This is a genomic window from Knoellia tibetensis (genome assembly GCF_048606415.1).
GTDB lineage: Bacteria > Actinomycetota > Actinomycetes > Actinomycetales > Dermatophilaceae > Knoellia > Knoellia tibetensis.
The window spans coordinates 1,432,196-1,457,485 of the sequence record NZ_JBMBWF010000001.1 but is presented as its reverse complement, the minus strand read 5'-3'; the positions used below and the strand labels follow the sequence as shown (position 1 = coordinate 1,457,485).

26 protein-coding genes are annotated in these 25,290 nt (G+C 71.7%); 16 read left to right on the top strand and 10 right to left on the bottom strand.

Annotation, left to right across the window (positions count from 1 at the left end; translation table 11 throughout):
* Positions 1-12: 12 nt before the first annotated feature.
* From ACOJV7_RS06955 to ACOJV7_RS06940, 4 genes are all read right to left on the bottom strand, one after another.
* Positions 13-714 (bottom strand): M50 family metallopeptidase, encoded by a 702-nt coding sequence (locus tag ACOJV7_RS06955; protein WP_420189404.1) that lies wholly within the window; start codon positions 712-714, stop codon positions 13-15.
* A 58-nt stretch (positions 715-772) separates the two neighbouring features.
* Entirely contained in the window at positions 773-1,642 is an 870-nt protein-coding gene (locus ACOJV7_RS06950) for an extensin family protein (RefSeq protein WP_420189403.1), read from the bottom strand.
* Positions 1,643-1,748: 106 nt separating this feature from the next.
* Complete coding sequence (locus ACOJV7_RS06945) at positions 1,749-2,369, bottom strand: GntR family transcriptional regulator (protein ID WP_420189402.1); 621 nt, start codon at positions 2,367-2,369, stop codon at positions 1,749-1,751.
* 11 nt (positions 2,370-2,380) lie between these two features.
* The gene (locus ACOJV7_RS06940) at positions 2,381-2,803 is read right to left on the bottom strand and encodes a VOC family protein (protein ID WP_420189401.1); all 423 of its coding nucleotides are present in this window, start codon (positions 2,801-2,803) and stop codon (positions 2,381-2,383) included.
* Between the two features lie 112 nt (positions 2,804-2,915).
* On the opposite strand from ACOJV7_RS06940, the gene ACOJV7_RS06935 reads away from it, so the two are divergent.
* The 3 genes from ACOJV7_RS06935 (at position 2,916) to ACOJV7_RS06925 (ending at position 4,956) form a co-directional block, all read left to right on the top strand.
* The gene (locus ACOJV7_RS06935; protein WP_420189400.1) at positions 2,916-3,677 is read left to right on the top strand and encodes a class I SAM-dependent methyltransferase; all 762 of its coding nucleotides are present in this window, start codon (positions 2,916-2,918) and stop codon (positions 3,675-3,677) included.
* A gap of 98 nt (positions 3,678-3,775) precedes the next feature.
* Positions 3,776-4,207 (top strand): OsmC family protein, encoded by a 432-nt coding sequence (locus ACOJV7_RS06930; RefSeq protein WP_420189399.1) that lies wholly within the window; start codon positions 3,776-3,778, stop codon positions 4,205-4,207.
* Positions 4,204-4,956, top strand: a complete 753-nt coding sequence (locus ACOJV7_RS06925; RefSeq protein ID WP_420189398.1) for an MOSC domain-containing protein — start codon at positions 4,204-4,206, stop codon at positions 4,954-4,956. Before ACOJV7_RS06930 ends, ACOJV7_RS06925 begins: the two co-directional genes overlap by 4 nt.
* Here the strand turns inward: ACOJV7_RS06925 and ACOJV7_RS06920 are convergent.
* Positions 4,953-6,101, bottom strand: a complete 1,149-nt coding sequence (locus ACOJV7_RS06920) for an FAD-dependent oxidoreductase (protein ID WP_420189397.1) — start codon at positions 6,099-6,101, stop codon at positions 4,953-4,955. The two genes, ACOJV7_RS06925 and ACOJV7_RS06920, sit on opposite strands and share 4 nt — an antisense overlap.
* Before the next feature lie 319 nt (positions 6,102-6,420).
* On the opposite strand from ACOJV7_RS06920, the gene ACOJV7_RS06915 reads away from it, so the two are divergent.
* The 5 genes from ACOJV7_RS06915 (at position 6,421) to ACOJV7_RS06895 (ending at position 12,203) form a co-directional block, all read left to right on the top strand.
* The gene (locus ACOJV7_RS06915) at positions 6,421-7,491 is read left to right on the top strand and encodes a BMP family protein (protein WP_420189396.1); all 1,071 of its coding nucleotides are present in this window, start codon (positions 6,421-6,423) and stop codon (positions 7,489-7,491) included.
* 12 nt (positions 7,492-7,503) lie between these two features.
* Complete coding sequence (locus ACOJV7_RS06910; protein WP_420189395.1) at positions 7,504-9,111, top strand: ABC transporter ATP-binding protein; 1,608 nt, start codon at positions 7,504-7,506, stop codon at positions 9,109-9,111.
* A complete protein-coding gene (locus ACOJV7_RS06905; RefSeq protein ID WP_420189394.1) occupies positions 9,108-10,247 on the top strand; it encodes an ABC transporter permease in 1,140 nt (379 codons plus the stop codon). The genes ACOJV7_RS06910 and ACOJV7_RS06905 overlap by 4 nt, the downstream gene beginning before the upstream one ends.
* Positions 10,244-11,122 carry an ABC transporter permease gene (locus tag ACOJV7_RS06900; protein WP_420189393.1) on the top strand — a complete coding sequence of 293 codons (879 nt, stop codon included), beginning with the start codon at positions 10,244-10,246 and terminating at the stop codon, positions 11,120-11,122. Before ACOJV7_RS06905 ends, ACOJV7_RS06900 begins: the two co-directional genes overlap by 4 nt.
* Positions 11,123-11,246: 124 nt before the next feature.
* On the top strand, positions 11,247-12,203 hold the full coding sequence (locus ACOJV7_RS06895; protein WP_420189392.1) for a thermonuclease family protein: 957 nt from the start codon (positions 11,247-11,249) through the stop codon (positions 12,201-12,203).
* Between the two features lie 63 nt (positions 12,204-12,266).
* Here ACOJV7_RS06895 and ACOJV7_RS06890 read toward each other — a convergent pair whose 3' ends face one another.
* The 3 genes from ACOJV7_RS06890 to ACOJV7_RS06880 all read right to left on the bottom strand — a co-directional run bounded on the left by ACOJV7_RS06890 (position 12,267) and on the right by ACOJV7_RS06880 (position 15,577).
* Positions 12,267-12,758, bottom strand: a complete 492-nt coding sequence (locus ACOJV7_RS06890; protein WP_420189391.1) for a hypothetical protein — start codon at positions 12,756-12,758, stop codon at positions 12,267-12,269.
* 139 nt (positions 12,759-12,897) lie between these two features.
* The gene (locus ACOJV7_RS06885) at positions 12,898-13,827 is read right to left on the bottom strand and encodes an alpha/beta hydrolase (protein WP_420189390.1); all 930 of its coding nucleotides are present in this window, start codon (positions 13,825-13,827) and stop codon (positions 12,898-12,900) included.
* 196 nt (positions 13,828-14,023) lie between these two features.
* A complete protein-coding gene (locus ACOJV7_RS06880) occupies positions 14,024-15,577 on the bottom strand; it encodes a DEAD/DEAH box helicase (protein ID WP_420189389.1) in 1,554 nt (517 codons plus the stop codon).
* A gap of 297 nt (positions 15,578-15,874) precedes the next feature.
* Between ACOJV7_RS06880 and ACOJV7_RS06875 the strand changes: the two genes are divergently transcribed.
* Together ACOJV7_RS06875 and ACOJV7_RS06870 are read left to right on the top strand one after the other, a co-directional pair.
* Complete coding sequence (locus ACOJV7_RS06875) at positions 15,875-16,795, top strand: ROK family protein (RefSeq protein WP_420189388.1); 921 nt, start codon at positions 15,875-15,877, stop codon at positions 16,793-16,795.
* The gene (locus ACOJV7_RS06870; RefSeq protein ID WP_420189387.1) at positions 16,792-17,721 is read left to right on the top strand and encodes a 1-phosphofructokinase family hexose kinase; all 930 of its coding nucleotides are present in this window, start codon (positions 16,792-16,794) and stop codon (positions 17,719-17,721) included. Before ACOJV7_RS06875 ends, ACOJV7_RS06870 begins: the two co-directional genes overlap by 4 nt.
* 97 nt (positions 17,722-17,818) lie before the next feature.
* On the opposite strand, the gene ACOJV7_RS06865 is transcribed toward ACOJV7_RS06870, so the two are convergent.
* Both ACOJV7_RS06865 and ACOJV7_RS06860 read right to left on the bottom strand, forming a co-directional pair.
* Entirely contained in the window at positions 17,819-18,652 is an 834-nt protein-coding gene (locus tag ACOJV7_RS06865; RefSeq protein WP_420189386.1) for a class II fructose-bisphosphate aldolase, read from the bottom strand.
* Positions 18,652-19,551: an SIS domain-containing protein gene (locus ACOJV7_RS06860; protein ID WP_420189385.1), complete on the bottom strand. Its 900-nt coding sequence runs from the start codon at positions 19,549-19,551 to the stop codon at positions 18,652-18,654. Before ACOJV7_RS06860 ends, ACOJV7_RS06865 begins: the two co-directional genes overlap by 1 nt.
* A 125-nt stretch (positions 19,552-19,676) precedes the next feature.
* Here ACOJV7_RS06860 and ACOJV7_RS06855 point away from each other — a divergent pair, with 125 nt between their 5' ends.
* From ACOJV7_RS06855 to ACOJV7_RS06830, 6 genes are all read left to right on the top strand, one after another.
* Positions 19,677-20,486, top strand: coding sequence for a DeoR/GlpR family DNA-binding transcription regulator (locus ACOJV7_RS06855; protein WP_420189384.1), 810 nt, complete (start codon positions 19,677-19,679; stop codon positions 20,484-20,486).
* A 46-nt stretch (positions 20,487-20,532) separates the two neighbouring features.
* Positions 20,533-21,021, top strand: coding sequence for a glutathione peroxidase (locus ACOJV7_RS06850; RefSeq protein WP_420189383.1), 489 nt, complete (start codon positions 20,533-20,535; stop codon positions 21,019-21,021).
* A gap of 215 nt (positions 21,022-21,236) precedes the next feature.
* Positions 21,237-22,502, top strand: a complete 1,266-nt coding sequence (locus tag ACOJV7_RS06845; protein WP_420189382.1) for an extracellular solute-binding protein — start codon at positions 21,237-21,239, stop codon at positions 22,500-22,502.
* Positions 22,499-23,434 carry a carbohydrate ABC transporter permease gene (locus tag ACOJV7_RS06840; protein WP_420189381.1) on the top strand — a complete coding sequence of 312 codons (936 nt, stop codon included), beginning with the start codon at positions 22,499-22,501 and terminating at the stop codon, positions 23,432-23,434. The genes ACOJV7_RS06845 and ACOJV7_RS06840 overlap by 4 nt, the downstream gene beginning before the upstream one ends.
* Positions 23,431-24,267: a carbohydrate ABC transporter permease gene (locus ACOJV7_RS06835; RefSeq protein ID WP_420189380.1), complete on the top strand. Its 837-nt coding sequence runs from the start codon at positions 23,431-23,433 to the stop codon at positions 24,265-24,267. The genes ACOJV7_RS06840 and ACOJV7_RS06835 overlap by 4 nt, the downstream gene beginning before the upstream one ends.
* A gap of 26 nt (positions 24,268-24,293) precedes the next feature.
* Positions 24,294-25,223, top strand: coding sequence for an N-acetylglucosamine-6-phosphate deacetylase (locus ACOJV7_RS06830; protein WP_420189379.1), 930 nt, complete (start codon positions 24,294-24,296; stop codon positions 25,221-25,223).
* Positions 25,224-25,290 lie beyond the last annotated feature (67 nt).

Below are 25,290 nucleotides of genomic sequence, written 5' to 3'. Positions count from 1 at the left end.
CCGCGTGGACGGCTAGGTCAGGTCGAGCACGAGGCGGGCGGCACCCCAGGTCGCTGCCGCCAGAACCGCGGCGAACGTCACGAGCCACGCAGGCGCCGGTATGCCGGTGAGTCGCCCGAGCACGGCCGCGTCACTTCCCGGGTCGCGCCGGCCTGCCCCGGCGAGCACGCCGACGTGGCGCCACGCGCCGACGAGCAGGACGAACGACGTCGCGACGACGGCGAGCACCTGCACCTCGTCGTTGCGCCACCACCACAGCGCGCCGACCGCGGCCCCGGTCCCGAGCACGGTGACCAATGTCCCGGCCGAGCGCACGAAGACGAGGACGAGCGCGAGGAGGACCAGGAACGAGAAGAGGAGCAGGCCGGCATACCCGCTCGTCGCGGCCCACAGCATGAGGAGGCCGACGAGCGCGGGCATCGGGTAGCCCGCCCACGTCGTGGCGATGCGGCCGACGCCGCGCGGAGGGCCGACGGTCACGGCGTGCCCCGACATGTCGCCGCGGACGACGAAGCCGGTGAACCGGCGCCCCGACAAAACGCCGACGACGGCGTGGCCGAGCTCGTGGACGAGGGTGATGACGATCCGCAGCCGCAGCCACACCGTCGGCACGAGGACGACGACGAGCGCGGCGATGCCCGCAGTGGCGATCGCACCCGCGGGCACACCGACGGGCGCGGCCGCGAGGCGGGTCGTGATCTCGCGGAGGTCCATGGGCGCAGAACGTAGCGTCCGCTCCTGTGCCGCTGCCGGGGGCCCTTGGTCGCTGCCCTCAGTAGGCCTGCATGCCCGTGCCCTTGCGGGTCGTCGCGGTGAGGAAGGCGTGCCAGTGCGACTGCGACGACGTGAGCGAGCCACCCTTGCCGATGCGGGCAAGCACCTCGTCGGAGTGCTGCGTGGTCTGTGCGCCCCAGACGCCGTCGATGCCCGTGCCCTTGCCCCACACGTAGTTGAGCATCGCCTGGACCGACCACGTCTGCGTGCCCGACCTGCTCAGCGACGACAGCCCCGAGCCGGAGACGGCGTTGTCGACGTGGAAGTGGTTGTGGTGCGCCGTGTTGTAGAGGTAGGTCAGCGTGTGCGCGAAGTGCATGTGCAGGCTCGCGGCCGCCGCCCAGTACTGCACCCGGACGTTGGTGAGCTCGGTGCCGGTCCAGGCCTTCCAGATGTCGTAGCGCGCGGTGAAGTGCCGCGTGCCGCCTGTCCAGGCGCTCGCGATGTCGAACGCCCGGCCGTAGTTGTGCATCGAGACGCACCCGTCGTTGCGGTTGACGTAGGCGCCGTAGCTGTCGATCGAGGTCATCACCGGGTAGGGCGTGTTCGCGTCCCAGAACGTCTGCCACACCCGCAGCCGCGAGTGCATCGTCGAGTCGAAGCGGAAGCTCGCCGCCGCGTTCGTCGGCTCGTAGTAGAGGGCGGCCGAGTTGACCGAGCTCTGGTAGGGCAGCGACGTCTCGGTCACGCACGCCGCGGCGAGCCGTGCCGTGCCGCGCCTCTCGTCACCGACCGGTCCGCTCCCACGAGGGTTCGCGTATGCCGGTGACGCACCTGCCGCTGCGAGTCCTGCCGCGGTGAGCCCGCCGAGGAGGGCGCGTCGGTCGATCGAGCGGTTCGGTCGGGGGGCAGGGGTGTGCGCGGGCATCGGGTTCTCCTGAAGGTCGAGACGACGGTGTCTGTCCGTTCGACGCTAGGTGCGGGCAACGGATGCCGCCACTCGAGCGCGGCCGGCGGGAGGGCCCGCGGCAGGGTCAGCCGCGGGGTGTCGTCCGCTCGATGTGCGTGGCCAGCGCGGTGCGCAGGCGGCTCGCGCGACGGGCGCGGAGCAGCTCGACGAGCTCGGCGTGCTCGGTCACGAGGGCCTTCATGTGCGCCGTACCCGTCTCCTCGCCGAGACGCCCGAGCCGCACGAAGGCACCGAGCTGGCCGAGCATCCGCGACAACGTCGGCATCCGCGCGGCACCGGCGAGAGCGAGATGGAACTCCTCGTCGAGCCGCAGGAAGACCTCGGCGTCGCCGGACTCCGCGGCCCGGCCCTGCTTGAGGAGGAGCAGGTCGAGCCGGTCGAGGTCGTACTCGTCACGGCGCTCGCAGCCGGCTGCGGCGGCGGCACCCTCGAGCGCCACCCGCAGCGTCGTCACCTCGCGCCGGTGCTCGGGCGAGACGTCGACGACGAGCAGCCGCCGGCGCGGCCCCACCTCGAGCAGGCCGTCGCTCTGGAGCCGGCGCAGGGCCTCGCGCACCGGGGTGCGCGAGACCTCGTGCTGGGCAGCGAGGGTGACCTCGTCCAGAGGGGTCCCCGGAGGGAGGGCTCCCGAGACGATGTCGGCGAGCACTGCCCGGCGCACCCGCTCGGCCTTGGTCGAGGTCACGGGCGCCGACCCTACTTCGCGAAGATCTGCGACTCGTCGGCGAAGGCCTTGAACTCCATCGCGTTGCCCGACGGGTCGAGGAAGAACATCGTCCACTGCTCGCCGGGCTGGCCCTCGAAGCGGAGGTAGGGCTCGATGACGAACGTCGCGCCGGCCGCCTTCATCTTCGACGAGAGGTCGTGGAAGTCCTCGATGGAGAGCACGGCCCCGAAGTGCGGCACCGGCACCTCGTGCGAGTCGACGTGGTTGTGCCCGGCCGGGCCGGGGTGGACCGCGACCTCGTGGGTCACGACCTGGTGGCCGTAGAAGTTCCAGTCGATCCACTGCTCGGCGCTGCGGCCCTCGGAGAGGCCGAGCACCCCGCCGTAGAACTCGCGGGCGGCGGCCACGTCGTCGACGGGGATGGCGAGGTGGAAGCAGGGGCGGGACGTCACGGCATACTCCTTGTGGTTTGTGTGCAAGTGCTTCAAATGTATACATCAGCCGACACTGACCGCAATGGCGAACCGGCAGCCGGACGCGGTCGTCGCGAGTAGCGTCGCGACCATGGCCTTCGACGTCGCGGCTGAGGCATACGGGCGGTTCATGGGGCGCTACTCCGAGCCGCTCGGGCCGGTCTTCGCCGAGTGGGCGGGTGTCCACCGGGGCGACCGCGTGCTCGACGTCGGCTGCGGACCGGGCGCCCTCACCGCCGAGCTCGTCGACCGGGTCGGCGTGACCCACGTCGCGGCCGTCGACCCGTCGGCGCCGTTCGTGGAGTCGGTGCGGGCTCGCCTTCCCGGCCTCGAGGTGCACCGTGCCCCGGCCGAGCAGCTGCCCTTCGACGACGGCGGCTTCGACCGCGCGCTGGCCCAGCTCGTCGTCCACTTCATGCAGGACCCCGTGACCGGTCTCGGAGAGATGGCACGCGTCACCCGCCGAGGCGGCGTCGTCGCCGCCTGCACGTGGGACCTCGGCGGCCACCGCTCGCCGCTCGACCCGCTGTGGGACGCGGTGCGCCGCACCGACCCGCTCGCCGCCGACGAGTCCCGTCTCGCCGGGGCGCGCGAGGGACATCTGGCCGAGCTCGCCACGGAGGCCGGGCTGCTCGACGTCGAGAGCGCCGAGCTCACCGTCGCCGTGACGCACCCCGACTTCGACGAGTGGTGGGAGCCCTTCACGCTCGGCGTCGGTCTCGCGGGTGACTACGTCGCGTCGCTCGATGAGCGCGGCCGTGAGGCCCTGCGCGAGGAGTGCCGGTCGGGCTTCCCGTCGTCCGGCCCGTTCACCATCGAAGCGGTGGCGTGGACGGTGCGCGGACGCGTCTGAGGCGCCCCCGAGTGCGCTCGCGGGACCCCGGCCTTGTGCCCTCGTCGGGCGCACGACAGGGTGGAGGAGCACAGCCCCCTTCGACTGAGGAGACGCACATGGCAGGAACCATCCGCACGGCCACCAACCACTGGGAGGGCGAGCTCTTCACCGGGAGCGGCCAGGTCACCCTCGAGTCCTCCGGCGTCGGCACCTTCGACGTCAGCTGGCCCTCGCGCGCCGAGGAGGCGAACGGCAAGACCAGCCCCGAGGAGCTCATCGCCGCGGCCCACTCGTCCTGCTTCAACATGGCCTTCTCCAACGGCCTCGCCAAGGCCGGCACCCCGCCCACGACCCTCGACACCACGGCGGCCGTGACCTTCGTGCCCGGTACCGGCATCACCGAGATCGCGCTCAAGGTCGTCGGCTCGGTCCCCGGCATGTCGGCCGAGGACTTCCAGGCCGCTGCCGAGGACGCCAAGGCGAACTGCCCGGTGAGCCAGGCGCTCAAGGCCGTGCCGATCAGTCTCGAGGCCAGCCTCTCCGAGTGATCGCCCACGTCTCCCGGCTGGGGCTCGCGCTCGTCAAGGGCACCCGCCACCTCGACCGGGACGACGTCGTCCTCGACCGCCACGGCCCTGTCGGCGACCGCACCTGGTGCCTCGTCGACAGGGCTGCGGTGCGCGTCCTGCGCACCGTCGAGAACCCTGCACTGCTGCGCCTCACGGTTCGTGACGTCGGGAGCGCCGAGGAGCCTCGCCTCGCCGTCACGACAGCCGACGGGCGCACGACGGAAGCCGCGACGCGAGACGCCGTGCACGGCATACGGGCCTTCGACTACTGGGGACGAGGCGCTCGGATCCGGTTGCAGGACACCACACTTCACGACATCTTCTCGGAGGCTCTCGGGCGCGACGTCGCGCTCGCCCGCGCCGACCGGGGCGATGTCGTCTATGCCGACCCGGTCTCCGTGGTCACCACGGGCGCGCTCCGTCGCCTCGAGGAGGCGCTGCGCGCGGACGGGTATGCCGTGTCCTCACCCCTCGATGCCCGCTTCCGGGCGACCGTGACGCTCGACCTCGACGACGACCCGCCGCCGGGGACGCGACTGCGGCTCGGTGAGGCGGTCGTCGAGGTGACCGTGCCGCTGGAGCGGTGTGCCGTGGTCGACCTCGACCCGGTCACGGGCGAGCGCACCGATGTGCGGCTGCTGCCCCACCTGCGTGCCGCCGACGGGCGCCTGCTCTTCGGCGTGGGCGCGCGGGTGCTGCGACCCGGCACCGTCCGCGTCGGTGCCTAACTCGCCAATTCCTCCCGTTCGGTACGCCCAGGCGCCGGGCCCGGTGGCGTGACGCGCACCTGGCGGGAGACCTCGAGCGCGGCCTGGCGCGCGGCGCGGCTGGCGCCGATCGTGCTCGCCGAGGGGCCGTAGCCGACGAGGTGGACGCGGCGGTCACGCGCGGCCGTCGTCGCGCCCTGGACGTTGCCGGGCACGCGCTCGAGCGGGATGCCCCCCTGCGGGCCGCGCAACCCGAGCGGCTCGAGGTGGTCGACCGCGGAGCGGAAGCCGGTCGCCCAGAGGACGACGTCGGCGGGCTCGACCGTGCCGTCGGCCCACTGCACCCCGTGCTCGACGAGTCGCTCGAACATCGGCCGCGGGTCGTCATAGGCCCCGAGCCGCGCGGCCTCCTGCTCCTGCTCGCGCAGCATGAGGCCGGTCGCCCCGACCACGCTCGTGGGTGACAGCCCGGCGACGACGCGCCGCTCGACCTCGGTGACGACCTCGAGCCCGGTGCGCGGTCCGAACTCCTCGGTCCGCCAGACGGGTGGCCGCCGCGTCACCCACACGACGTCGGCGACAGGCGCGAGCTCGCCGAGGAACTGCACCGCCGACGCCCCGGCTCCCACGACGACGATGCGCCTGCCGCGCAGGTGGTCGAGCCCGGGGTAGGTCGCCGTGTGGAACTGCTTGCCGGCGAAGTCGTCGGCGCCGGGGTAGGCCGGCCAGTTCGGCCGGGTCCACGTGCCGGTCGCGTTGACGAGCGTGCGGGTCCGCCAGGTGCGTTGCCGCCCGTCGAGCGAGCCGTGGACGACGAGCAGCTCACCGTCGTCGGTCGTCTCGCTCGTCACGGTCTCGACCTCGACCGGCCGGACGACGGGCACCTCGTGCAGCCGCTCGTAGTCGGCGAACCAGCTCGGCACCGCGACGTTCGCGCGCTCCTGCGAACGCGCGGGCGCCGCCTCGCCGGGAAGGTCGGCGACACCGTGGACGTCGTCCATCGTCAGCGAGTCCCACCGGTGCTGCCAGGCGCCACCGGGCGCTGGGTTGGCGTCGAGGACGAGGTGCTCCACCCCGCGCCGGGTGAGGAAGTGCGACGCGGACAGGCCACCCTGCCCCGCGCCGACGACGATCGAGTCCCACACCTTCACACTCGTTGAACGCACAACCAACCCTCCGTATGCCGTCCTCACGCCTTCCCCTCCGGCTCGGGTCTCGCTCCCGAGAGCCAGGGTCCGTGACGTCGCCCCCCGCCCGCGCGACCCCCAGACGGCCGACCATCCCGCGCAGCCTCGCCTTAGCAGAAACGGCCGTGTGACGTGCCGGCAACATTGACGGCCCGGTTCGGTCGACACTGACAACCGCGCGGGGCGGCGTTGGCAGGTGCTGCCAATGAGCGCCCGGTCGGACGACAGCAGACTTCGTGCCACACCGAGGAACCGACTCCGCCCCCGGGAGGTCGGCCCGTCCAACGAAGGACCCGTCATGACTCGCATGCGCCCGACCCTCCGCACCTCCTCCGCGCCGCGTGGGCTGACGCGCCGCGCCGCCACGACCCTCGCGTTCGCCTCGATCTCCGCCCTCGTGCTCGCCGGCTGCGGCGGCTCCGAGGACGACGCCGCCGGTGACGGTGGCGGCGACGGTGGCGGCGAGAAGCAGGTCATCGCTGCGATCTTCTCCGGCCCCACCAACGACGCCGACTACAACGCGGTCGGCCTCAAGGCGCTCAAGGCGGCCGAGTCCGCGGGTGCCGAGATCTCCTTCAGCGAGAAGGTCGCCGTGCCCGACGTCGAGGCCCGCCTCACCGAGGCCGTCGGCGACGGCGCCACGGTCGTCTGGACCCACGGCTCGCAGTTCTACGACGCCACCGCGAAGGTCGCCAAGAACAACCCCGACGTCAACTTCATCGCCGAGTACGACGGCGTCCCCAAGGACCAGCCGGCCAACGTCTGGACGATCGACCGCCAGTTCCACCTCGGCTTCTACGGCATGGGCGTCTTCGCCTCGAAGCTGAGCAAGACCGGCACGGTCGGCTACGTCGGCGGCCTCTCGCTCCCGTTCTCGATGGCCGAGGTCCACGCAATGGAGCAGGCGATCAAGGACACCGGCGCGAGCACCAAGGTCAAGCCCGTCTGGACCGGTGACTTCAACGACGCCGCCAAGGCGCAGCAGTTCTCCACCCAGCTCCTCGGCCAGGGCGCGGATGTCATCGTCGGCTCGCTCAACGTCGGCTCCACCGGCACCTTCCAGGCCTTCGAGGGCCGCCCCGCCGGCGACGGCTGGGTGACCGCGAAGTACACCGACAAGGCCGCGGCCGCGGGCGAGCACTACGCCGGCAGCCTCGAGTACGACTTCGACAAGCCGCTCGCCGACGTCCTCGGCAAGATCAAGGCCGGCGAGGAGAAGGGCAACTACCTCCTCGGCTTCGACACCGGCGTGACCATCAAGATCGCCACCTCCGTCCCCGCCGACGTCAAGGCCGCGGTCGAGAAGGCGATGTCCGACGTGAAGTCGGGCGCCGTCAAGGTCGAGCTCAACACCGAGAAGATCGGCTGACCCTTGCTCCAGATGTCCGGTATCCGCAAGACGTTCGGGCCGGTCGTGGCTCTCGACGGCGTCGACTTCACCGTCGCCGACCGTGAGATCCACGGCCTGCTCGGGGGCAACGGCGCAGGCAAGACGACGTTGATGAACGTCCTCTACGGCCTCTACGCGCCCGACGCCGGGACGGTGGAGATCGACGGGAAGGCCGTCGACATCCAGTCCCCGAAGGACGCGATCGCCGCCGGCATCGGCATGGTGCACCAGAACTTCCTCCAGGTCGACGTCTTCACCGTCGCCGAGAACATCGTCCTCGGCACCGACTCGTCCGGCCTCACCGCCGCCGACGGGTCGCCGCAGACGGCGACGCAGCGGATCACCGAGCTGTCCGAGCGGTTCGGCCTCTCGGTCGACCCGTCGGCACGGGTCGCCGACCTGCCCGTCGGCGTGCGCCAACGCGTCGAGATCCTCAAGGCGCTCTACCGCGGCGCCAAGGTGCTCGTCCTCGACGAGCCCACGACCAACCTCACCCCGCAGGAGGTCGACGACCTCTTCGGCTCGATGCGCGCCATCGTCGACGAGGGCATGTCGGTCGTCCTCATCACCCACAAGATCCGCGAGACCATGGAGGTCTGCGACCGGATGACGGTGATGCGCGACGGCCGCTGGATCGCCACCGTCGACAAGGCGGACACGAGCGCCGACGACCTCGCCGCGACGATGATCGGCGACGTCGCCGGCAGCGACGCCGAGGCCGCGGCGCTGGCCGAGGCGGCCCAGGTCGCCCTCGGCGAGGAGGACCTCGGCGAGGCCTCGCTCACCCACCCCGTCGCGGGTGGGGACACGAGCGGAGCCGAGCCCGGGGGTGACGTCGCGGGTCCGGTGGCCCCAACCCCTGCCAGGGTCACCGTCCGCGGCCTCACCGTCGCCGGACCGGGCGGCAAGCCGCTCGTCGACGACGTCACGCTCTCGCTGCGGCCGGGCGAGATCCTCGGCATCGCCGGGGTCGCCGGCAACGGTCAGACCGAGCTCGCCGAGGCGCTCACCGGCACCCGGACCGCCACCGGCTCGCTCACCGTCGACGGCGCCGAGCTCGTCGGCCGCCCCACCGCCACGTGGCTCTCCAGCGGGGTCGTCTACGTCCCCGAGGACCGGCAGCGGGACGGCATACTCCCCGGCGCCGGCATCACCGAGAACCTCGTCCTCGGCTCGCACCGCACCCGCGCGAAGGCCGGGATGATCAACTGGCGCGCCGCGCGCGCCGAGGCGGTCGAGGCGATCAAGGAGTTCAGCGTCAAGACGCCGAGCGCCGCGACCGCGTGCGGCCAGCTCTCCGGCGGCAACATCCAGCGCGTCATCCTCGCCCGCGCCTTCGCGCACCACCCCAAGCTGCTCCTCCTGCACAACCCGACCCGCGGCCTCGACATCCGCTCGACCCAGTTCGTCTACGACCGGGTGCGCGGCGCCGCCGCCGACGGGTGCGTCGTCGTCGTCATCTCCGAGGACCTCGACGAGGTGCTCGCGCTCGCCGACCGCGTCACCGTCGCCTACTCGGGCCGTCTCGTCGGCGAGTTCCCGCGCGGCGAGGCCAACCCCTACGACCTCGGTCGCCTCATGACAGGAGTCGGCGCATGAGCACCGACGTCACCAGCCCGCCGGAGACGACGGACGTCGCCGCCACGCCGCCGCTGGCGCAGCGCGGGCGTTCGCTCGCCTTCGCAGCCATCCCGTATGCCGTCGCCGTCCTGGCCGCATTCGTCGTCGTCGCCGTGCTCATCGCGGCCCTCGGTCACGACCCGGTGGCGGCGTTCCGCGCGGTGCTGACGAACTCGTTCCGCAACCAGACCGGCATGGTGCAGACGCTGCACAAGTGGGCACCGCTCACGCTGCTGGCGCTGGCCTTCGCGATCCCGCTCGGCGCCGGCCGGTTCAACATCGGTGGCGAGGGCCAGATGATCCTCGGCACCGTCGGTGCGGCGGCGGTCGGCATCACGATGTCGGACCTGCCTCTGGTCGTGCTGCTGCCGCTCGTGCTCGTCGCGGGCACGCTCGCGGGAGCCGTCTGGTCGGCGATCTCGGCCTGGCTCATGGAGTCGTTCAAGATCAACGAGATCCTCTCGACGGTGCTCCTCAACTTCGTGTCGTTCGAGGTGCTCGACTACGTCGCCTCCGTCGTCTGGTCCGACCCCGGCGCCGGTGGCGCGGTGACCCTGCCCGTCGGCGAGGGCGCGGTCCTGCCCGGCATCGGCCGCCCGCCGATGCACACCGGCGTCCTGCTCGTCCTGCTCGTCTCGGTCGTCGCCGCCGTCATGGCGAAGCGGTCCGTGGCCGGGTTCGAGCTGCGCGCCGTCGGCCTCAACGAGCGCGCCTCCAAGCTGCACGGCATCCGCACCGGTCGTGTCGCGGTGACCTCGATGGTCGTCGCGGGTGCGCTCGCCGGTCTCGCCGGAGCGATCGAGGTGGCCGGTGTCCACCAGCGCACGCTCGAGGGCATCCAGTCCAACTTCCTGCTGCTCGGCATCATCATCGGGCTCATCGCCCGCGGCTCGCTCACCGCCGTCCCGTTCGTCGCGTTCGGCATCGCCGTCCTCGAGGTCGGTGCGGGCTCGATGCAGCGCGTGTCGGGTGCCCCCTCCGAGATCGTCCTCATCCTCGAGGGCCTGATCCTGCTCTTCCTCCTCATGTCCGACGTCGCGACCGAACGGTGGCGGCGAGCTCGGGCCTCACGGGCGGCACGCGCCGCACAGCTCACGAAGGGAGCGGCGGCATGAGTGAGTTCCTCACCCTGACCATCACCGCCATGGTGCCGTTCCTCTTCGTCGCCCAGGGGACGATGCTCAGCGGTCGCGCCGGGATCTTCAACGTCGCGCAGGAGGGGCTCATGCTCCTCGGTGCCGCGGTCGGCTACATCGTCTCGCTCAAGGCGGGTGGCAACGTCGTCGGCATCATCGTCGCCGCGCTCGCCGGTGCTCTCGTCGGCTTCGTCCTCTCGTGGGCGACGACCTCGCTGCGGCTCGACCAGTTCGTCGTCGGCCTCGCGCTGTTCTTCCTCGCCGGTGGCACCGCGTCGCTGCTCTACCGCGTCGTCATCGGCAACGACGAGCCGCCGCGCATCGCGCCGCTGCCCGAGCTCGTCCTCGGCCAGGACGCCATGGTCTTCGTCGCGATCGCGCTGTCGGTCTTCCTCTGGTGGTGGCTCTACCGCACCGACGCCGGCATGCGGCTGCGCTCCGTCGGTGAGAACCCCAAGGCCGCGGACTCGCTCGGCATCAACGTCGCCCGGACCCGGATGTGGGCCGGCACGGTCGGTGCCGCCCTCATGGCGATCGGTGGCGCCTACCTGCCGATGGTCTTCTCCGGCGTGTATGCCGACGGCATCGTCGCCGGGCGCGGCTGGCTCGCGATCGCGCTCGCCTTCTTCGGTGGCTGGCGCCCGCAGTACATCCTCGCCGGGTCGGCGTTCTTCGCCGCGATGGAGGTGCTCGCGCAGCGGGCCCAGGTCACCGGCGTCGGCATCCCGCACCAGTTCGTCTCGATGCTCCCGTATGCCGCGACGCTCCTCGTCATGGTCTTCGCCCTGCGCTGGGCGCTCGTGCCGCAGTTCCTCGGCAAGAACTACGACCGCGAGTCCCGCATCGTCGGCTGAGCCGACGTCGACCTCGTCCGTTCTCGGAGGAGGGGGCTTGGATCACGGCTCGATGTCGGCAGCGGGGTCACCCTTTCTCGTGGTTCGGCCACGGCTGGGCCGCACCTCCGACTAGGTTGCCCGGGTGCGTGCGACGGGATCGACGAGGTCGGCGGCGGGGCGGACGCTCGTCGTCGTGGTCGCCTGCGTGGCCGGCGTCGTCCTGAGCCTGCTCGGCGCGACAGCGGTCCTCGCGGTCACCGGTGTCGCGCTGGGGTCCGGGTCGAGCGGGTCGGCTCCCCGGGAGGCGCGCGCCGTCGTCACCCCGAGCCCGACGAGGGCCGCCGGGACGTCCGTCGTCGCAGCACCGACATCGGCGCCCACCCCCGCGCCCACCGCGTCGGCGGTGGTGCCGGCCCCGGTCGCCACCCGGGCCCCGGCCGCCACACCGAAGGTTGCCCCCGCCCCCGCACCTACCCGCCGGGTCGCCGGTGCGCTCGTGCCGGTCGTCGGCGTCACCGACGGCGACACGATCAAGGTGAGGGTCGGCGCGTCGACCGAGCGAGTGCGGGTCATCGGACTCGACGCACCCGAGCTCAAGGGCGACGAGTGCTGGGCCCAGAAGGCGTCGAGCAAGATGCAGAGCCTCGTGCAGAGCCGGTCGGTCCGGCTCGTGGCCGACCCCACCCAGGACGACCGTGACCGCTACGGCCGACTCCTGCGCCACGTCGTCACCGAGGACGGCCGGCTCGCCGCGCAGGTCCTCATCGAGGGTGGCTTCGCCAAGGAGTACACCTACCGCAACGCCTACGAGCACCGCGGCGACTACCTCGCCGCACAGAAGCGCGCGCAGGCCAGGAAGGTCGGCGTCTGGAGCGCCGCGTGCTCGGCCCCGGTCGTCGCGCCGGCGGTGCCCGGCACGACGACCAAGCCGTCGAGCTGCGTCATCAAGGGCAACATCTCCTCGTCGGGCGAGAAGATCTTCCACGTGCCGGGCGGCGGCAGCTACGACGACACGGTCATCACCGCGAGCAAGGGCGAGCGGTGGTTCTGCACCGAGGACGAGGCCCGGGCGGCCGGCTGGCGCAAGGCCCGCAACTGAGCGAGCCAACGCGAGCCGGGCCGGCGTCGAGCCGAACCACGGCTCAGCCGACCCAGCGCGACGTCAGGCGAGCGCGGCCTCGGTGAGCTGGTCGGCGGCCTTGGCGAAGAGGTCCTGCAGCTCGCCCTCGGGATAGCTCGCGGCGATCTCGGCAGCGGCGAAGGCCCCACCGAGCAGCGCCGACGGGACGATCGCCTGACGCGGGTCCGGACCGGGACCGGGCTGAGGAGGCCGCGGCCAGTTCTTCGGCCAACCCGTGCCGCACCAGTCGTCGATCTCGGCGAGGAACGCCTCGCGCGCACCAGGGTCGCGGCCGCCGACGACGATGATGCCGCGCGCCATGAGCTGGAGGAGCAGCCGTCCGGAGTCCACCGGCGGCAGTGGCTGGGGGTTGAGCGCGACGCGGTCGAGGCGGCTGCGCAGGCCCTGCGGCCCGCCGCCGACGAGCTCCCAGACCCGGTCGTCCAGAAGTGCGAGGAACTCGAGCCGGTCGTTGTGCGGTGAGGTGATCCTCGCGCTGGCGATCGCCCTGACGAGGTCGGTTGCTGTGGCCATGGGGTGTCCTTCCGGGTTCGGACGGCTCACGTCGAGCCGTCACCGAGGAGGAGACCGGCCTCCCGCCCCAGATACACCCGGCAGGTGGCCCGCCCGCGAGCCCGAGCGTGGGCGTCAGCGCAACGCAGCGCGGCGAGCATCAGTCGCGGGTGGGCAGGCGCTCGTCGAGCCATGCGAGGACGTCTGCCGTGACCTCGTCGCGGTTCGTCTCGTTGAGGAGCTCGTGGCGTGCGTCGGGGTAGATCCGCGACGTGAGGTCGGTGACCCCCGCCTCGCGGTAGCCGGCCTCGACCTCGCGCGGCCCCTTGCCACCGTTGCCCACCGGGTCCTTCTCACCGGACATGAGGAGGATCGGCAGGTCGGTGGGGACGGCGGCATACGTGCCCTTGCGCAGGACGCTCCGCAGCCCCCCGGCCAGGTCGCCGTAGAACGTCGTCGACATGACGAAGCCGCAGAGGGGGTCGGCGACGTAGGCGTCGACCTCCGCCTCGTCGCGGCTGAGCCAGTCCGCGGAGGTCCGGTTGGGCTTGAAGGCGGCGTTGAACGAGCCGAACGACAGCGAGTCCATGAGACCCGACGGGTGACGACGACCCCGCAGCCGGGACTGGAGGGCCGACACCGCGACGCCGACGGGCGCCAGGGGGTTGGCGCCGCTGTTGGCCGACAGGATGAGACCGGCGAGCCGCGAGCCGTGCACGGCGGCATAGCTCCGGCTGAGCATGGCACCCATGCTGTGCCCGAAGAGCACCACCGGGACGCCCGGGTGCTCGCTCTGCGCGAACTCGGTGACGGTGCCCAGGTCGCGCACGACGGTGTCCCAGCCGTCGTGGTCGGCGAAGTGGCCGCGGTCGCTCGCGGCGCCGGAGAGACCGTGCCCCCGGTGGTCGTTGGCGTAGACCGCGTAGCCCGCGTCGGTCAGCGCCCGCGCGAACCGTGCGTAGCGCCCCGCGTGCTCGGCCATTCCGTGCGAGATCTGCACGATCGCCCGCGGTGGTCCGTCGGGGAGCCAGCGGTAGGTGTGCAGCGGGGTGCCGTCGGTGGCGCTGACGGCGATGGTGCTCGACTCCATTGACGGCTCCTGGAAGGGGTGGGCTCGCGGCTGCCGACGCTACCTCGTGGGTGCCGCCGCCCAAAGGCGTTGTGGTCGAGTTCTCCCGACCCGGTATGCCGTCCGCCCCCTTGGGTGCCCGGGGCGCCTTCCGCTCCCGGAGACGACCGTGCCCCGCCGCACGGAGCGACGGGGCACGGGACGAGCCTGGCTGGTGTCAGCCGCGGTAGCCGCGCGACTGCGACGAGAACGCCGCGATGCCGCCGCCCGAGCTGCGCCGCGCGCCGTTGCCTTGGCCGCCGGAGCGACGAGGGCCACCGCTGCGCTGGCCACCGGAGGCCTGGCCGCCGGTCTGCGCGCCGCGCTGCTGTCCACGGGTCTGCTGACCAGAGCCGGAGCCCTGGCCGCCGGAACGCTGACCGGAGCCCTGTCCGCCGGTGCGCTGGCCCTCGCTGCGCGGACCGCCCGAGCGCTGACCGCCCGAGCGCTGGCCACCGGAGCCACCGCCGGCCGGACGGGAGCCACCACGGCCGCCACCCTGCGGGGCCGCGCCCGGCACGACGAACGCGCCGGGGAAGGTGCGCTCACCGGGGGCGAGCTCGCTGAGGAGCGGGTGCGCCTTGTTGACCTTGGTCGTGGTCGGCTTGATGCCGGCCTTGCGGGTGAGGTCGCGGACGTCGCGGATCTGGTCGTCCATCATGAGCGTGACGACGGTGCCCGAGTTGCCGGCGCGGGCGGTGCGGCCCGAGCGGTGCAGGTAGGCCTTGTGCTCGACCGGCGGGTCGGCGTGGATGACGAGACTGACGTCGTCGACGTGGATGCCACGGGCCGCGATGTCGGTGGCGACGAGGGTGTGCGCGGTGCCGGCGTGGAACGCGTCCATCGTGCGGGTGCGAGCGTTCTGGCTGAGGTTGCCGTGGAGCTCGACCGCGGGGATGCCCTCGGCGTTGAGCTGGCGGGCCAGCTTCTTGGCGCGGTGCTTGGTGCGGGTGAAGACGACCTTGCGGCCGGGGGCGGCCGTGAGGTCGACGAGCACGGGCAGGTGGCCGTCGGCCGTGACGTGGAGGACGTGGTGGCTCATCGTCGACACGGGCGACTGTGCCGAGTCGGCCTCGTGCGTCATCGGCGAGGTGAGGTAGCGCTTGACGAGCGTGTTGATCGCGCCGTCGAGCGTCGCCGAGAAGAGCATGCGCTGGCCGTCACTCGGCGTGCGGTCGAGGATGCGCTTCACGCCGGGCAGGAAGCCGAGGTCGGCCATGTGGTCGGCCTCGTCGAGCACGGTGATCTCGACGGAGTCGAGGTTGACGTGGCCCTGGCCGATGAGGTCCTCGAGGCGGCCGGGGCAGGCGACGACGACGTCGACGCCCTTGGCGATCGCCTGGACCTGCGGGTTCTGGCCGACGCCGCCGAAGACCGTCTTGGACGTGAGCCCGAGCGGCTTGGCGAGCGGGGCGAGGGCCTCGTCGATCTGGGTGGCGAGCTCGCGGGTCGGCGCGAGGATGAGGGCACGGGGGCGCTTGGGCTGGCGGCGCCTGCCCTCGCCCGCCAGGCGGGCGAGCACGGGCAGCAGGAAGGCGTAGGTCTTGCCGGAGCCGGTGCGGCCACGGCCGAGGACGTCGCGCCCGGCGAGGCTGTCGGGGAGGGTCGCGGACTGGATCGGCGTCGGCGACGTGATGCCGCGCTCGGCGAGGACCCGGACGAGGGACTCGGGGACGCCGAGAGCGGCGAATCCGGTGCTCGGGCGGGCAGGGGCGAGGGTGTCAGTGGACACGAAAGGAGTACTCCAGAGAGTTCTGATGCAGTCGGTTCTGCCCGGCGCGTTCCGGTCGCGACCCAGCGGCCGACATCGGTGTCGTCGTGGTCGTTGTCCCGGTCGCGGCGCATCGGCATCGACAGGAAGAAAAAGAAGCAGGTCCGAGGCAGAACGGTGCGGACCGCTGTGGTCAACCCTAGTGGCACTGGCCGGTATTCCTTGCATCGAGGAAGACGGGACCCGGTCGCGACCCTGTCGGCCGACCCGCTGAGACGCCCGCGACCGCCCCGCGGGCACCCCCCTAGACTGGCGCCCGTGGCGACGAGGCTGATGGCGGGAGTCGATGTCGGCGGCACCCGCGTCAAGTCGGTGCTCTGCGACGTCGACGGCTCAGTCCTGTTGTCCCACACCGCATCCACGCCTTCCCGACCCGGTGCGGGCGTCGTCGACGTCATCGCCGACACCGTCAACGGCTTGCTGCACGCAGCCCGCGCCGGAGAGGCCGGTGACCTCGGCGAGGTGACGCTTGCGAGTGCCGCCGCCGTCGTGCCCGGGCTCGTCGACGAGGCCTCCGGCCAGGCCGTGTGGTCGGCCAACCTCGGCTGGCGCGACCTGCCGCTGCGCGACCTGCTCGCCGACCGCCTCGAGATCCCCGTGGCCCTCGGCCACGACGTGCGTGCGGGCCTGCTCGCCGAGCACCGACTCGGCGCCGCACAGGGCGTGCCGGACGTGCTCTTCGTCCCTCTCGGGACCGGCATCGCCGGTGCCCTGCTCACCGGCGGCCGGGTCGCCAACGGCACCGAGTGGACCGGCGAGATCGGCCACGTCGTCGCCGTGCCCGGCGGCGCCGAGTGCGGCTGCGGCCGCCGCGGCTGCCTCGAGGCGGTCGCCAGCGCCTCGGCCATCGGCCGCGACTGGCGGGCCGCCGGACGGGAGGGCGACGCCGAGACCCTGACCCGCGCCCTCGCCGACGGCGACCCCGTGGCGCGTGACATCTGGGATGCCGCCATCGACGCCCTCGTGCGCGTCCTCGCCCCGGTGTGCGCTGCCGCGGGCACGCGCCTCGTCCTCGTCGGCGGCGGGCTCGTGCTCTCCGGCGCGACCCTCCTCGACCCGCTGCGTGACGGCCTCGCATCCGCGATGGGCCACGACCTGCTCACCCTTGTCCCCGCAGCGCTCGGCGACCGTGCCGGCGCGCTCGGGGCCGCCCTGCTCGCCCTGGAGGCCGCCGCGTGATCCTCACCCTCACCCCCAACCCCGCCCTCGACATCACGTATGCCGTCCCGCGGCTCCACGTCGGCGAGAGCCACCGCGTCGCGGTCACCGGCACCCACGCGGGTGGCAAGGGGCTCAACGTCGCCGGGGTGCTCGCGTGCATGAGCGTCGAGCACGTCGCCGTCGCGCCGGTGGGCGAGCAGCACCGTGACTTCTTCGTCGAGGACGCGGCGCAGCGCGGTCTGCGGCTCCGGCTCGTCGACTCTCCGGTCCGCACCCGCCGCTCGGTCGCGGTCGTGAGCGCCGACGGCCAGGCCACCGTTCTCAACGAGCAGGGAAGCGCCCAGCCGCAGGCGGTCTGGGACGCGATGACCGACATGATCGCGGGCAGCGTCCGCCCGGGTGACGTCCTTGCCGTCTCGGGCAGCGTTCCTCCGGACACCCCCGAGGACTCGCTCGTCGTCCTGTGCACCACCGCCGCCAAGGCCGGGGCGGAGCTCGTCATCGACGGTCGCGGTCACTGGGTCGGCGAGCTGCTCTCCCGGACCTCCGCCCTCGTCAAGCCCAACGCGTCCGAGGCGGCGCTGCAGACCGGCCTCGACGATCCGACCGAGGCGGCGCACGCCCTCGTCGAGTCCGGCGCCTGGGCCGCCCTCGTCTCACGTGGCAGCGACGGGCTCGTCCTCGTCACGAAGTCCGGCCGCGTCGTCGAGGCCAGGTCGCGCACGGCCACAGAGGGCAACGCCACCGGTGCCGGGGACGCCCTCACCGCCGCGATCGCGTGCGGGCTCGACGGCACGCCCCGCGACGACGTGGACTGGCCGAGCGTCCTGCGCACCGGCAGCGCCTGGGCCGCAGCGGCGGTGCGGCAGAACGTCGCCGGCGTCATCGACCGCCTCGACGTCGACGCGCTCATCGTCGACGTCGAGATCACCGAACGCGCATAACTCGCCAATTCCCCCTGTTCGGCACGTGCACAACTCACCAATTCCTCCCATTCGGTACGTACCGAACGGGAGGAATTGGTGAGTTGTGCACGCAGGGTCAGGGGCGGGCGAGGAGGTGGAGCAGCCGCTCGGCCTCGTCGGTGACGGCGTCGCGCGCCGCCCCGAGGTACTTCCGGGTGTCGACGGTCGGCGACTCCTCGAGCCGGCGCACCATCGCCTCGGTCCACACCCTGTTGAGGTGCGTCGCGATGTTGACCTTCGTCATGCCGGCCCGCACCGCCGCGGTGAGCCCGTCGTCGGGCACGCCGCTGGACCCGTGGAGCACGAGCGGCACCTGAACCTCCGCCGCGATCCGCCCGACGAGGTCGGTGTCGAGCACCGCGACCCGCTCGGTCATCGCGTGCGAGCTGCCGACGGCGACCGCGAGGGCGTCGACGCCGGTGTCCGCCACGAACCGCGCCGCGTCGCCCGGGTCGGTGCGCGCGCCGGGTGCATGGACTCCGTCCTTGCCGCCGACCTCACCGAGCTCGGCCTCGACCGAGATCCCCTCCGCGCGGCACTGTGCGACCACCCGTCGGGTCGTCTCGCGGTTCTCGTCGTCGGGCAGGCGCGACCCGTCGAACATCACCGACGTGAGCCCGAGGCGCACCGCCTCGTCGACGAGCTCGACCGACTCGGCGTGGTCGAGGTGCACGACGACCGGCTGCGAGCAGGACTCGGCGATGGCCAGCGTCGCCGCCGCGATGGGCCGCAGCGACCCGTGCCAGCGCACGCAGTTCTCACTGATCTGCATGACCACGGGAAGCGAGGAGCGCTCTGCCGCAACGGCATACGCCTCGGCGTGCTCAATCTGGATGACGTTGAACGCGGCGACGGCGCCACCGGACCGGCGCGCCTGGGCGAGGACCGGGGCGAGCGCGGAGAGGGTCATCAGCCGGCGGGGTCGAGGATGATCGAGCGGGTGAGGTTGCGGGGCTCGTCGGGGTTGATGCCGGCCGCCGCGGCACGCGCGACGCAGTAGCGGTGCAGCCGGACGAGCTCGGCCATCGGGTCGAGGTCACGGTGCTCGAAGTGCGCGCCGGTCGCGCGGACCTGCTCGGCGAGACCCTCCGGCACGTCGCCGATCGCCCACGTGGCCCGGCCGGGCGAGGCGATGCTGATCGGACCGTGTCGGTACTCCATCGCGGGGTAGGCCTCGGCCCAGAACTGCACCGACTCGCGCAGCTTGAGCCCTGCCTCGTTGGCGAGCCCGACGGTCCACCCGCGACCGAGGAAGCTCACCTGCTCGACGTCGAGCAAACCCTCGTATGCCGTCTCCGCATCCTCCGCGAGCACCTCCCGTGCCTGGGCCACGGCGGTCTCGAGCGACTCACCGAGCGAGGCGCGCAGGAGGGCGAGGACCGTCGTCGCGAAGCGGGTCTGGACGACCGACTGCTCGTCGACCTCGGGCAGAAGGATCGTCGACTGAGCGGCCTCGGCGACCTCGGTGCCCGGGGTGGCGACGATGGCGACGTGCGGGGTGCCCGCCGCGCGGAGCTCGTCGACGACCTCGATGACCTCGGAGGTCGTGCCCGAGCGGGTGATGACGACGACCCGGTCGTAGCCGCGGGCGAGGTGGTGCTCGCTCGCCGCGTAGGCGTCGGTGACGCCCTGGCCGAGCGACTCGCGCAGGGCGGCATACGCCTGGCCCATGAACCACGACGTGCCGCAGCCGATCGTCGCGACGCGCTCGCCGGGGCGCGGCAGGAGGTCGGCGACCTCCGGCAGGCGCTGGACGACACGGGTCCAGTCGTCGGGTTGGGTGGCGATCTCCTGCTCGAGAAAGGTCACGGAACATCCTCAATCTGCGGTGGGTGGGCGCATGCTGCGCGAAACTGCTCGATGCCAAGCCTAAGTGTGCACAGTCATGCAGCACAAGCCTGCGCTTCTGCGTGAACTGCGCGTAGAGTCCGGGCATGCTCCCCACCAGCGAGGCGGCCCAGGACGGTCCGCGCCACCGCGCCTCCCGGCTGTCGGCCATCCTCGACCTCCTGGCGACGCAGGGTCGACTCAGCGTGAGCGCGGCGGCCGAGGCGCTCGAGGTGTCGGAGGCGACGATCCGCCGCGACTTCGCCGAGCTCACCCGCCGCCAGCTCGTCACCCGCAACCACGGTGGCGTCGTCGCGACCTCGGTGGCCTACGAGCTGCCCTACCGCTACCGGACGAGCCAGCACGACTCCGGCCTCGACCGGATCGCTCGCGCCGCGGCCGCGCTCATCCAGCCCGGCGCTGTCGTGGCGATGAACGGCGGCACGACGACGACGACCGTGGCCCGCCGGCTCACGGCCCGCGACGACCTCATCTCGCCCGGGCTCACCCTCGTCACGAGCGCGCTCAACATCGCGGTCGAGGCGGTGCTCCGGCCGCACGTGCGCTGCGTGAGCCTCGGTGGCATCCCGCGGCCGGAGTCCTATGAGGTCACCGGCCCCCTCGCCGCCTCGGGCCTGGGCCAGCTGTGGATCGATGTCGCCGTCCTCGGCGTCAACGGCCTCGCGGTGCGCGAGGGCGCGACCTGCCACCACGAGGACGAGGCGGCGGTGTCGCGGCTCATGGTCGAGCGCGCCCGCGACGTCATCGTCGTCGCGGCCGCGGGCAAGCTCGGGGAGCGCGCCTTCACGCAGATCTGCGAGACCTCGGCCATCACCCATGTCGTCACGACGGCGGCCGAGGATGACGAGCAGGTCGCCGGGCTCCGAGCCGCAGGACCGACCGTCCACTGCGTCTGAGGCGCCCCTGCTGGTTCTGCGCCCGGGCGCGGTTAGGGTCGGGCACATGTCCGACACCATGCTCTCCGACTTCTCCGCCACGACGCTCGCCGGCGAGCCGCAGGACCTCAGCGCCTACGACGGCCAGGTCGTCCTCGTCGTCAACACCGCCTCCGAGTGCGGCTTCACGCCCCAGTTCGCCGGCCTCGAGGAGCTGTGGCAGGAGTTCCGCGACCGTGGTCTCGTCGTCCTCGGCTTCCCGTGCAACCAGTTCGGCGGCCAGGAGCCCGGCGACGCCGAGGAGATCGGCTCCTTCTGCCAGCGCAACTACGGCGTCAGCTTCCCGATGTTCGACAAGGTCGACGTCAACGGCGACGACGCCCACCCACTGTTCGAGTGGCTGCGCAGCGAGAAGGGCGGCATGCTGGGCTCGAAGATCAAGTGGAACTTCACGAAGTTCCTCGTCGGCCGGGACGGCAAGGTCATCGACCGCTACGCCCCGACGACGACCCCTGACGCCCTGCGCGACGACATCGAGAAGGCGCTCGCCGCCTGAGGCCCGTGACGTTCGCTCGGGGGGCGGACGGCATACGGAAGGGGCCGTTCCATGCCGCACCGCGACGGCCCCTGTTGCGCGAATGTGATCGAAAGACGCGAAACTCGCTCAGGTTTGTCATTGCGCGATGCCGGATCTCGGCCTACGTTGGCACCCAGCCGGTCCGGGCGCACCGACGCGCACCGGGGCAACAGCCGGAAGCCGATGGGAGTGTCATGAGGTCGACAAGGAAGTCCGCCCTGGTCGCGGGTGCTGCGTTCGCGGTGCTGTTCGCGGGGGCCTGTGGCGGTGGATCGGGAGCGGGCGACGCCAGTGGCGGCGACAGCAGCGGTGGGGGCGAGGAGGCCAAGACGATCAAGCTCGTCGCGGCCGAGTACTCCAAGGACAACACCAAGGCGTTCTGGGACGCCTTCGCCAAGACCTACAACGAGAAGACGGGCTACACCCTCGAGGTGCAGGTCGTCAGCTGGGACAACATCGACCAGCAGTCCTCGACGATGATCCAGAACAACCAGGCTCCGGACATCCTCAACCTCAACGCCTACGCGAGCTACGCCAAGGACGGCCTCCTCCACGACGCCGACACCGTGCTCCCGTCGAACGTCAAGTCCGACATCCTCGAGACGTTCGTCAAGTACGGGACCTACGACGGCAAGTTCTACGGCTTCCCCGACCTCTCCAGCGCCCGCGCCCTCTTCTACAACGCCGACCTCTTCAAGCAGGCCGGCATCGCGGGCCCGCCGAAGACCTGGGCCGAGCTCGAGGACAGCGCCAAGAAGATCGCGGCGCTCCCCGGCGGCAACGCCGGCTACGCCCTGCCGCTCGGCCCCGAGGAGAGCCAGGGCGAGTTCTCGATGTGGCTGTTCAACAACGGCGGTACGTGGAAGGACGGCGACTCCTGGGCGATCAACTCGGACAAGAACGTCGAGACGCTCACCTTCCTCAAGAAGCTCACCGACGCCAAGCTCACCCAGAACAACCCGGCGCGCACCAACCGCGCCGACGCGTTCGACCTCTTCAAGTCCGGCAAGGCCGGCATGGTCGTCGGCTTCAGCCCGCTCGCGGGTGACCTCGACAAGGACAAGAAGGTCAACTACGTCGTCGCGCCGTTCCCGAGCAACGACGGCTCCGAGTCGAAGACGTTCGGCGTCACGGACTACCTCATGGCCTTCAAGAAGCCGGGCAACGAGAAGGCCGTCAAGGCGTTCTACGAGCTCTACTACCAGCCCGACCAGATCAACACCTTCATCGAGAAGGAGGGCTTCCTCCCGGTGACCAAGACCGGTGTGGAGAAGTTCCAGGGCAACGAGAAGCTCAAGGTCTACCTCGACACCCTGCCCAACGCGCAGCTCACCCCGACCGACGACCCGACGTGGGACAAGGTCAAGCTCGCGGTCCAGCAGAACCTCGGCAGCGCGATGGGCGGCGACCCCAAGGCCGTGCTCGACAGCCTCCAGAAGACGGCCGAATCCCAGAAGTGAGCTCGGACGTCACCCGCGCCCCACGGCATACGAAGTCCTCGTATGCCGTGGGGCGCGTCCGCCCCCTCGTCGCCCTCGCGTGGCTCGCCCCCGCGCTCGCCCTCATCCTCGGGGTCGTGCTCTTCCCGGCGGTCATGCTCTTCCAGGCCTCGCGCAGCGAGTACTCCATCACCGGCCTGCGCAAGGGCGCTGCGGGGTGGACGAACTACACCAACGTGCTCGAGCACCCCGACCTCGGCACCGTGCTCACCAACACGGTCATCTGGGTCGTCGCCGTCGTCGCACTCACGATCGTCATCTCGCTGGGGCTCGCGCAGTTCCTCGTGAAGTCGTTCCCGGGCCGGCGGTTCGTGCGCTGGGCGATCATCGTGCCGTGGGCGGCGTCGCTCGTCATCACGGCGCAGCTCTTCGTGCTGCTCTACGACTACAACTACGGCCTCATCAACCACGCGCTCAAGACGCTCGGGATCATCGACACCTCGATCGACTTCCTCGGCGACGACTCGTGGACCATGGCCTCGATGGTGCTCGTCGGCGTCTTCGTGTCGCTGCCGTTCACGATCTTCGTCTTCATCGCCGGGCTCAACGCGATCCCCGACGACGTGCAGGAGGCCGCCGTCGTCGACGGCGCGTCGCCGTGGCAGCGCTGGCGCCGGGTCACCCTGCCGCTGCTGCGCCCGGCGCTGCTCGTCGCGACGGTGCTCAACGTCATCTACGTCTTCAACAGCTTCCCGATCGTCTACACGCTCAACGACCGCAACCCGGGCTACCTCCACGACACGACGATCACGTTCATGTACAAGCTCGCCTTCAAGAGCCAGGAGAAGGACGTGGGCATGTCGGCCGCCGCAGGCGTCATCAACGTGCTGCTCATCCTCGTCGTCGTCGCGGTCTACCTCAAGATCGTCAACTGGCGGGAGGAGACCAAGTGAGCGCCGTGACCCAGTCCCCGCGCCGTCGCTGGCTGCTCTCGGGCGCCGGCTTGCTCATCGCGGTCGCGTTCCTCGCGCCCTACGCCGTCATGGTGCTCGGCTCGCTCCGGTCGTCGTCGGACAACAAGGCGACCCCGCCGTCGTTCCTGCCCAAGGTGTGGCAGTGGTCGACCTACGGCGACGTGCTCGGGGACGAGCGCTTCCGCTCGTGGCTCATGACCTCGGTGCTCGTCGCCGCGGCGTCGACGGTCGTCGTCATCCTCGTGTCGGTGCCGGCGGCCTACATGACGGCGCGCTACAAGTTCCCCGGTCGCACGCCGTTCCTGCTCCTCGTCCTCGTGACGCAGATGTTCTCGCCGACGGCGCTCGTCGTGGGGCTCTACCGCGAGTTCTTCGAGCTCAACATGATCAACACCTACGGCGCGCTCATCCTCACCAACGCGGCGTTCAACCTCGCCTTCGCGGTGTGGATCCTCCACGGGTTCTTCAGCTCGATCCCGACCGAGGTCGAGGAGGCGGCGCTGCTCGACGGCACGACGCGCTGGCAGTCGCTGCGCAAGATCATGCTGCCGCTCACCCTGCCGGGGCTCGTCACGGCGACGATCTTCACCTTCATCGCCGCGTGGAACGAGTATGTCGTCGCGCTCACCCTCATGATCGACGACTCGAAGAAGCCGCTCACGGTGGGCTTCCGGTCCTACGTCACCGGCTACGAGCAGAACTGGGACCAGCTCTTCGCGGCGTCGGTCATCGCCGTCGTGCCCGTCGTCATCCTCTTCGCGATCATCGAGAAGCACCTCGTCGGCGGCCTCACCGCCGGCTCGGTGAAGTGACCTGTCGGCAGCCCTAGGCTGAGTCCGTGAGCACCCTCGTCGACCTGCACTGCCACGGGGCCCTCGGGCACGAGTTCGGGCGCGACACCGGTGGGTCGCGGGCGGCCGCCGCCCACCACCGCGACGCGGGCGTCGGGCGGCTCGTCGGTTCGCTCGTCTCGGCGACGCCTGACACGCTCGTCGGCCAGGTGGCCACGCTCGCACCGCTCGTCGCCTCGGGTGAGCTCGCGGGCCTCCACCTCGAGGGCCCGTTCCTCTCCGACGAGCGCCGCGGCGCGCACGACCCGTCGGTCCTCACCGACCCGGACCTCGCCCTCGTCGAGTCGCTCGTCGAGACCTGCGCGGAGGCCGGGGTGCCCGACGCGCTCGTGCAGTGGACCTTCGCCCCCGAGCGAGCCGGCTCGGATGAGTTCGTCGCGGCCCTGGCGCGACACGGCATCCTCCCCGCGGTCGGCCACACCGACGCATCGGCCGACGCGGTCTCGCGCAGCCTGGCCTCGATCGCCGACGCGTGCGGTCGCGCGCCGCTCGTCACCCACCTCTTCAACGGTATGCCGGCCTTCCACCACCGCTCGGGCGGTCCCGTTGCCGCGGCGCTCGCCTCTGCGGCCCGCGGCGACTGCATCGTCGAGCTCATCGCCGACGGCGTGCACGTGGCGCCGGAGGTCGTGCGCATGGTCTTCGAGACGGTCGGTCCCGAGCGCATCGCGCTCGTCTCCGACGCCATGGCGGCGACCGGTCTCGGCGACGGCGCCTACACGATCGGGACGCTCGAGGTGGAGGTCGCCGACGGGGTCGCGCGGCTCGCCGACGGCGGCTCCGGGCGCGGCTCGATCGCCGGGTCGACGTCGACCTTGGCCGACTGCGTGCGCTGGGCGGTCGAGGTGGCGGGCGTGCCCGAGGCCGATGTCCTCACCGCAGCGACGACGACCCCCGCCTCGGTCCTCGCCACCTGACCCCGCGAGGAACCGGACGTATTGCCCCAGGACCACCGCGCACGCCCCTTGTCCGGGCTCGGGCGGT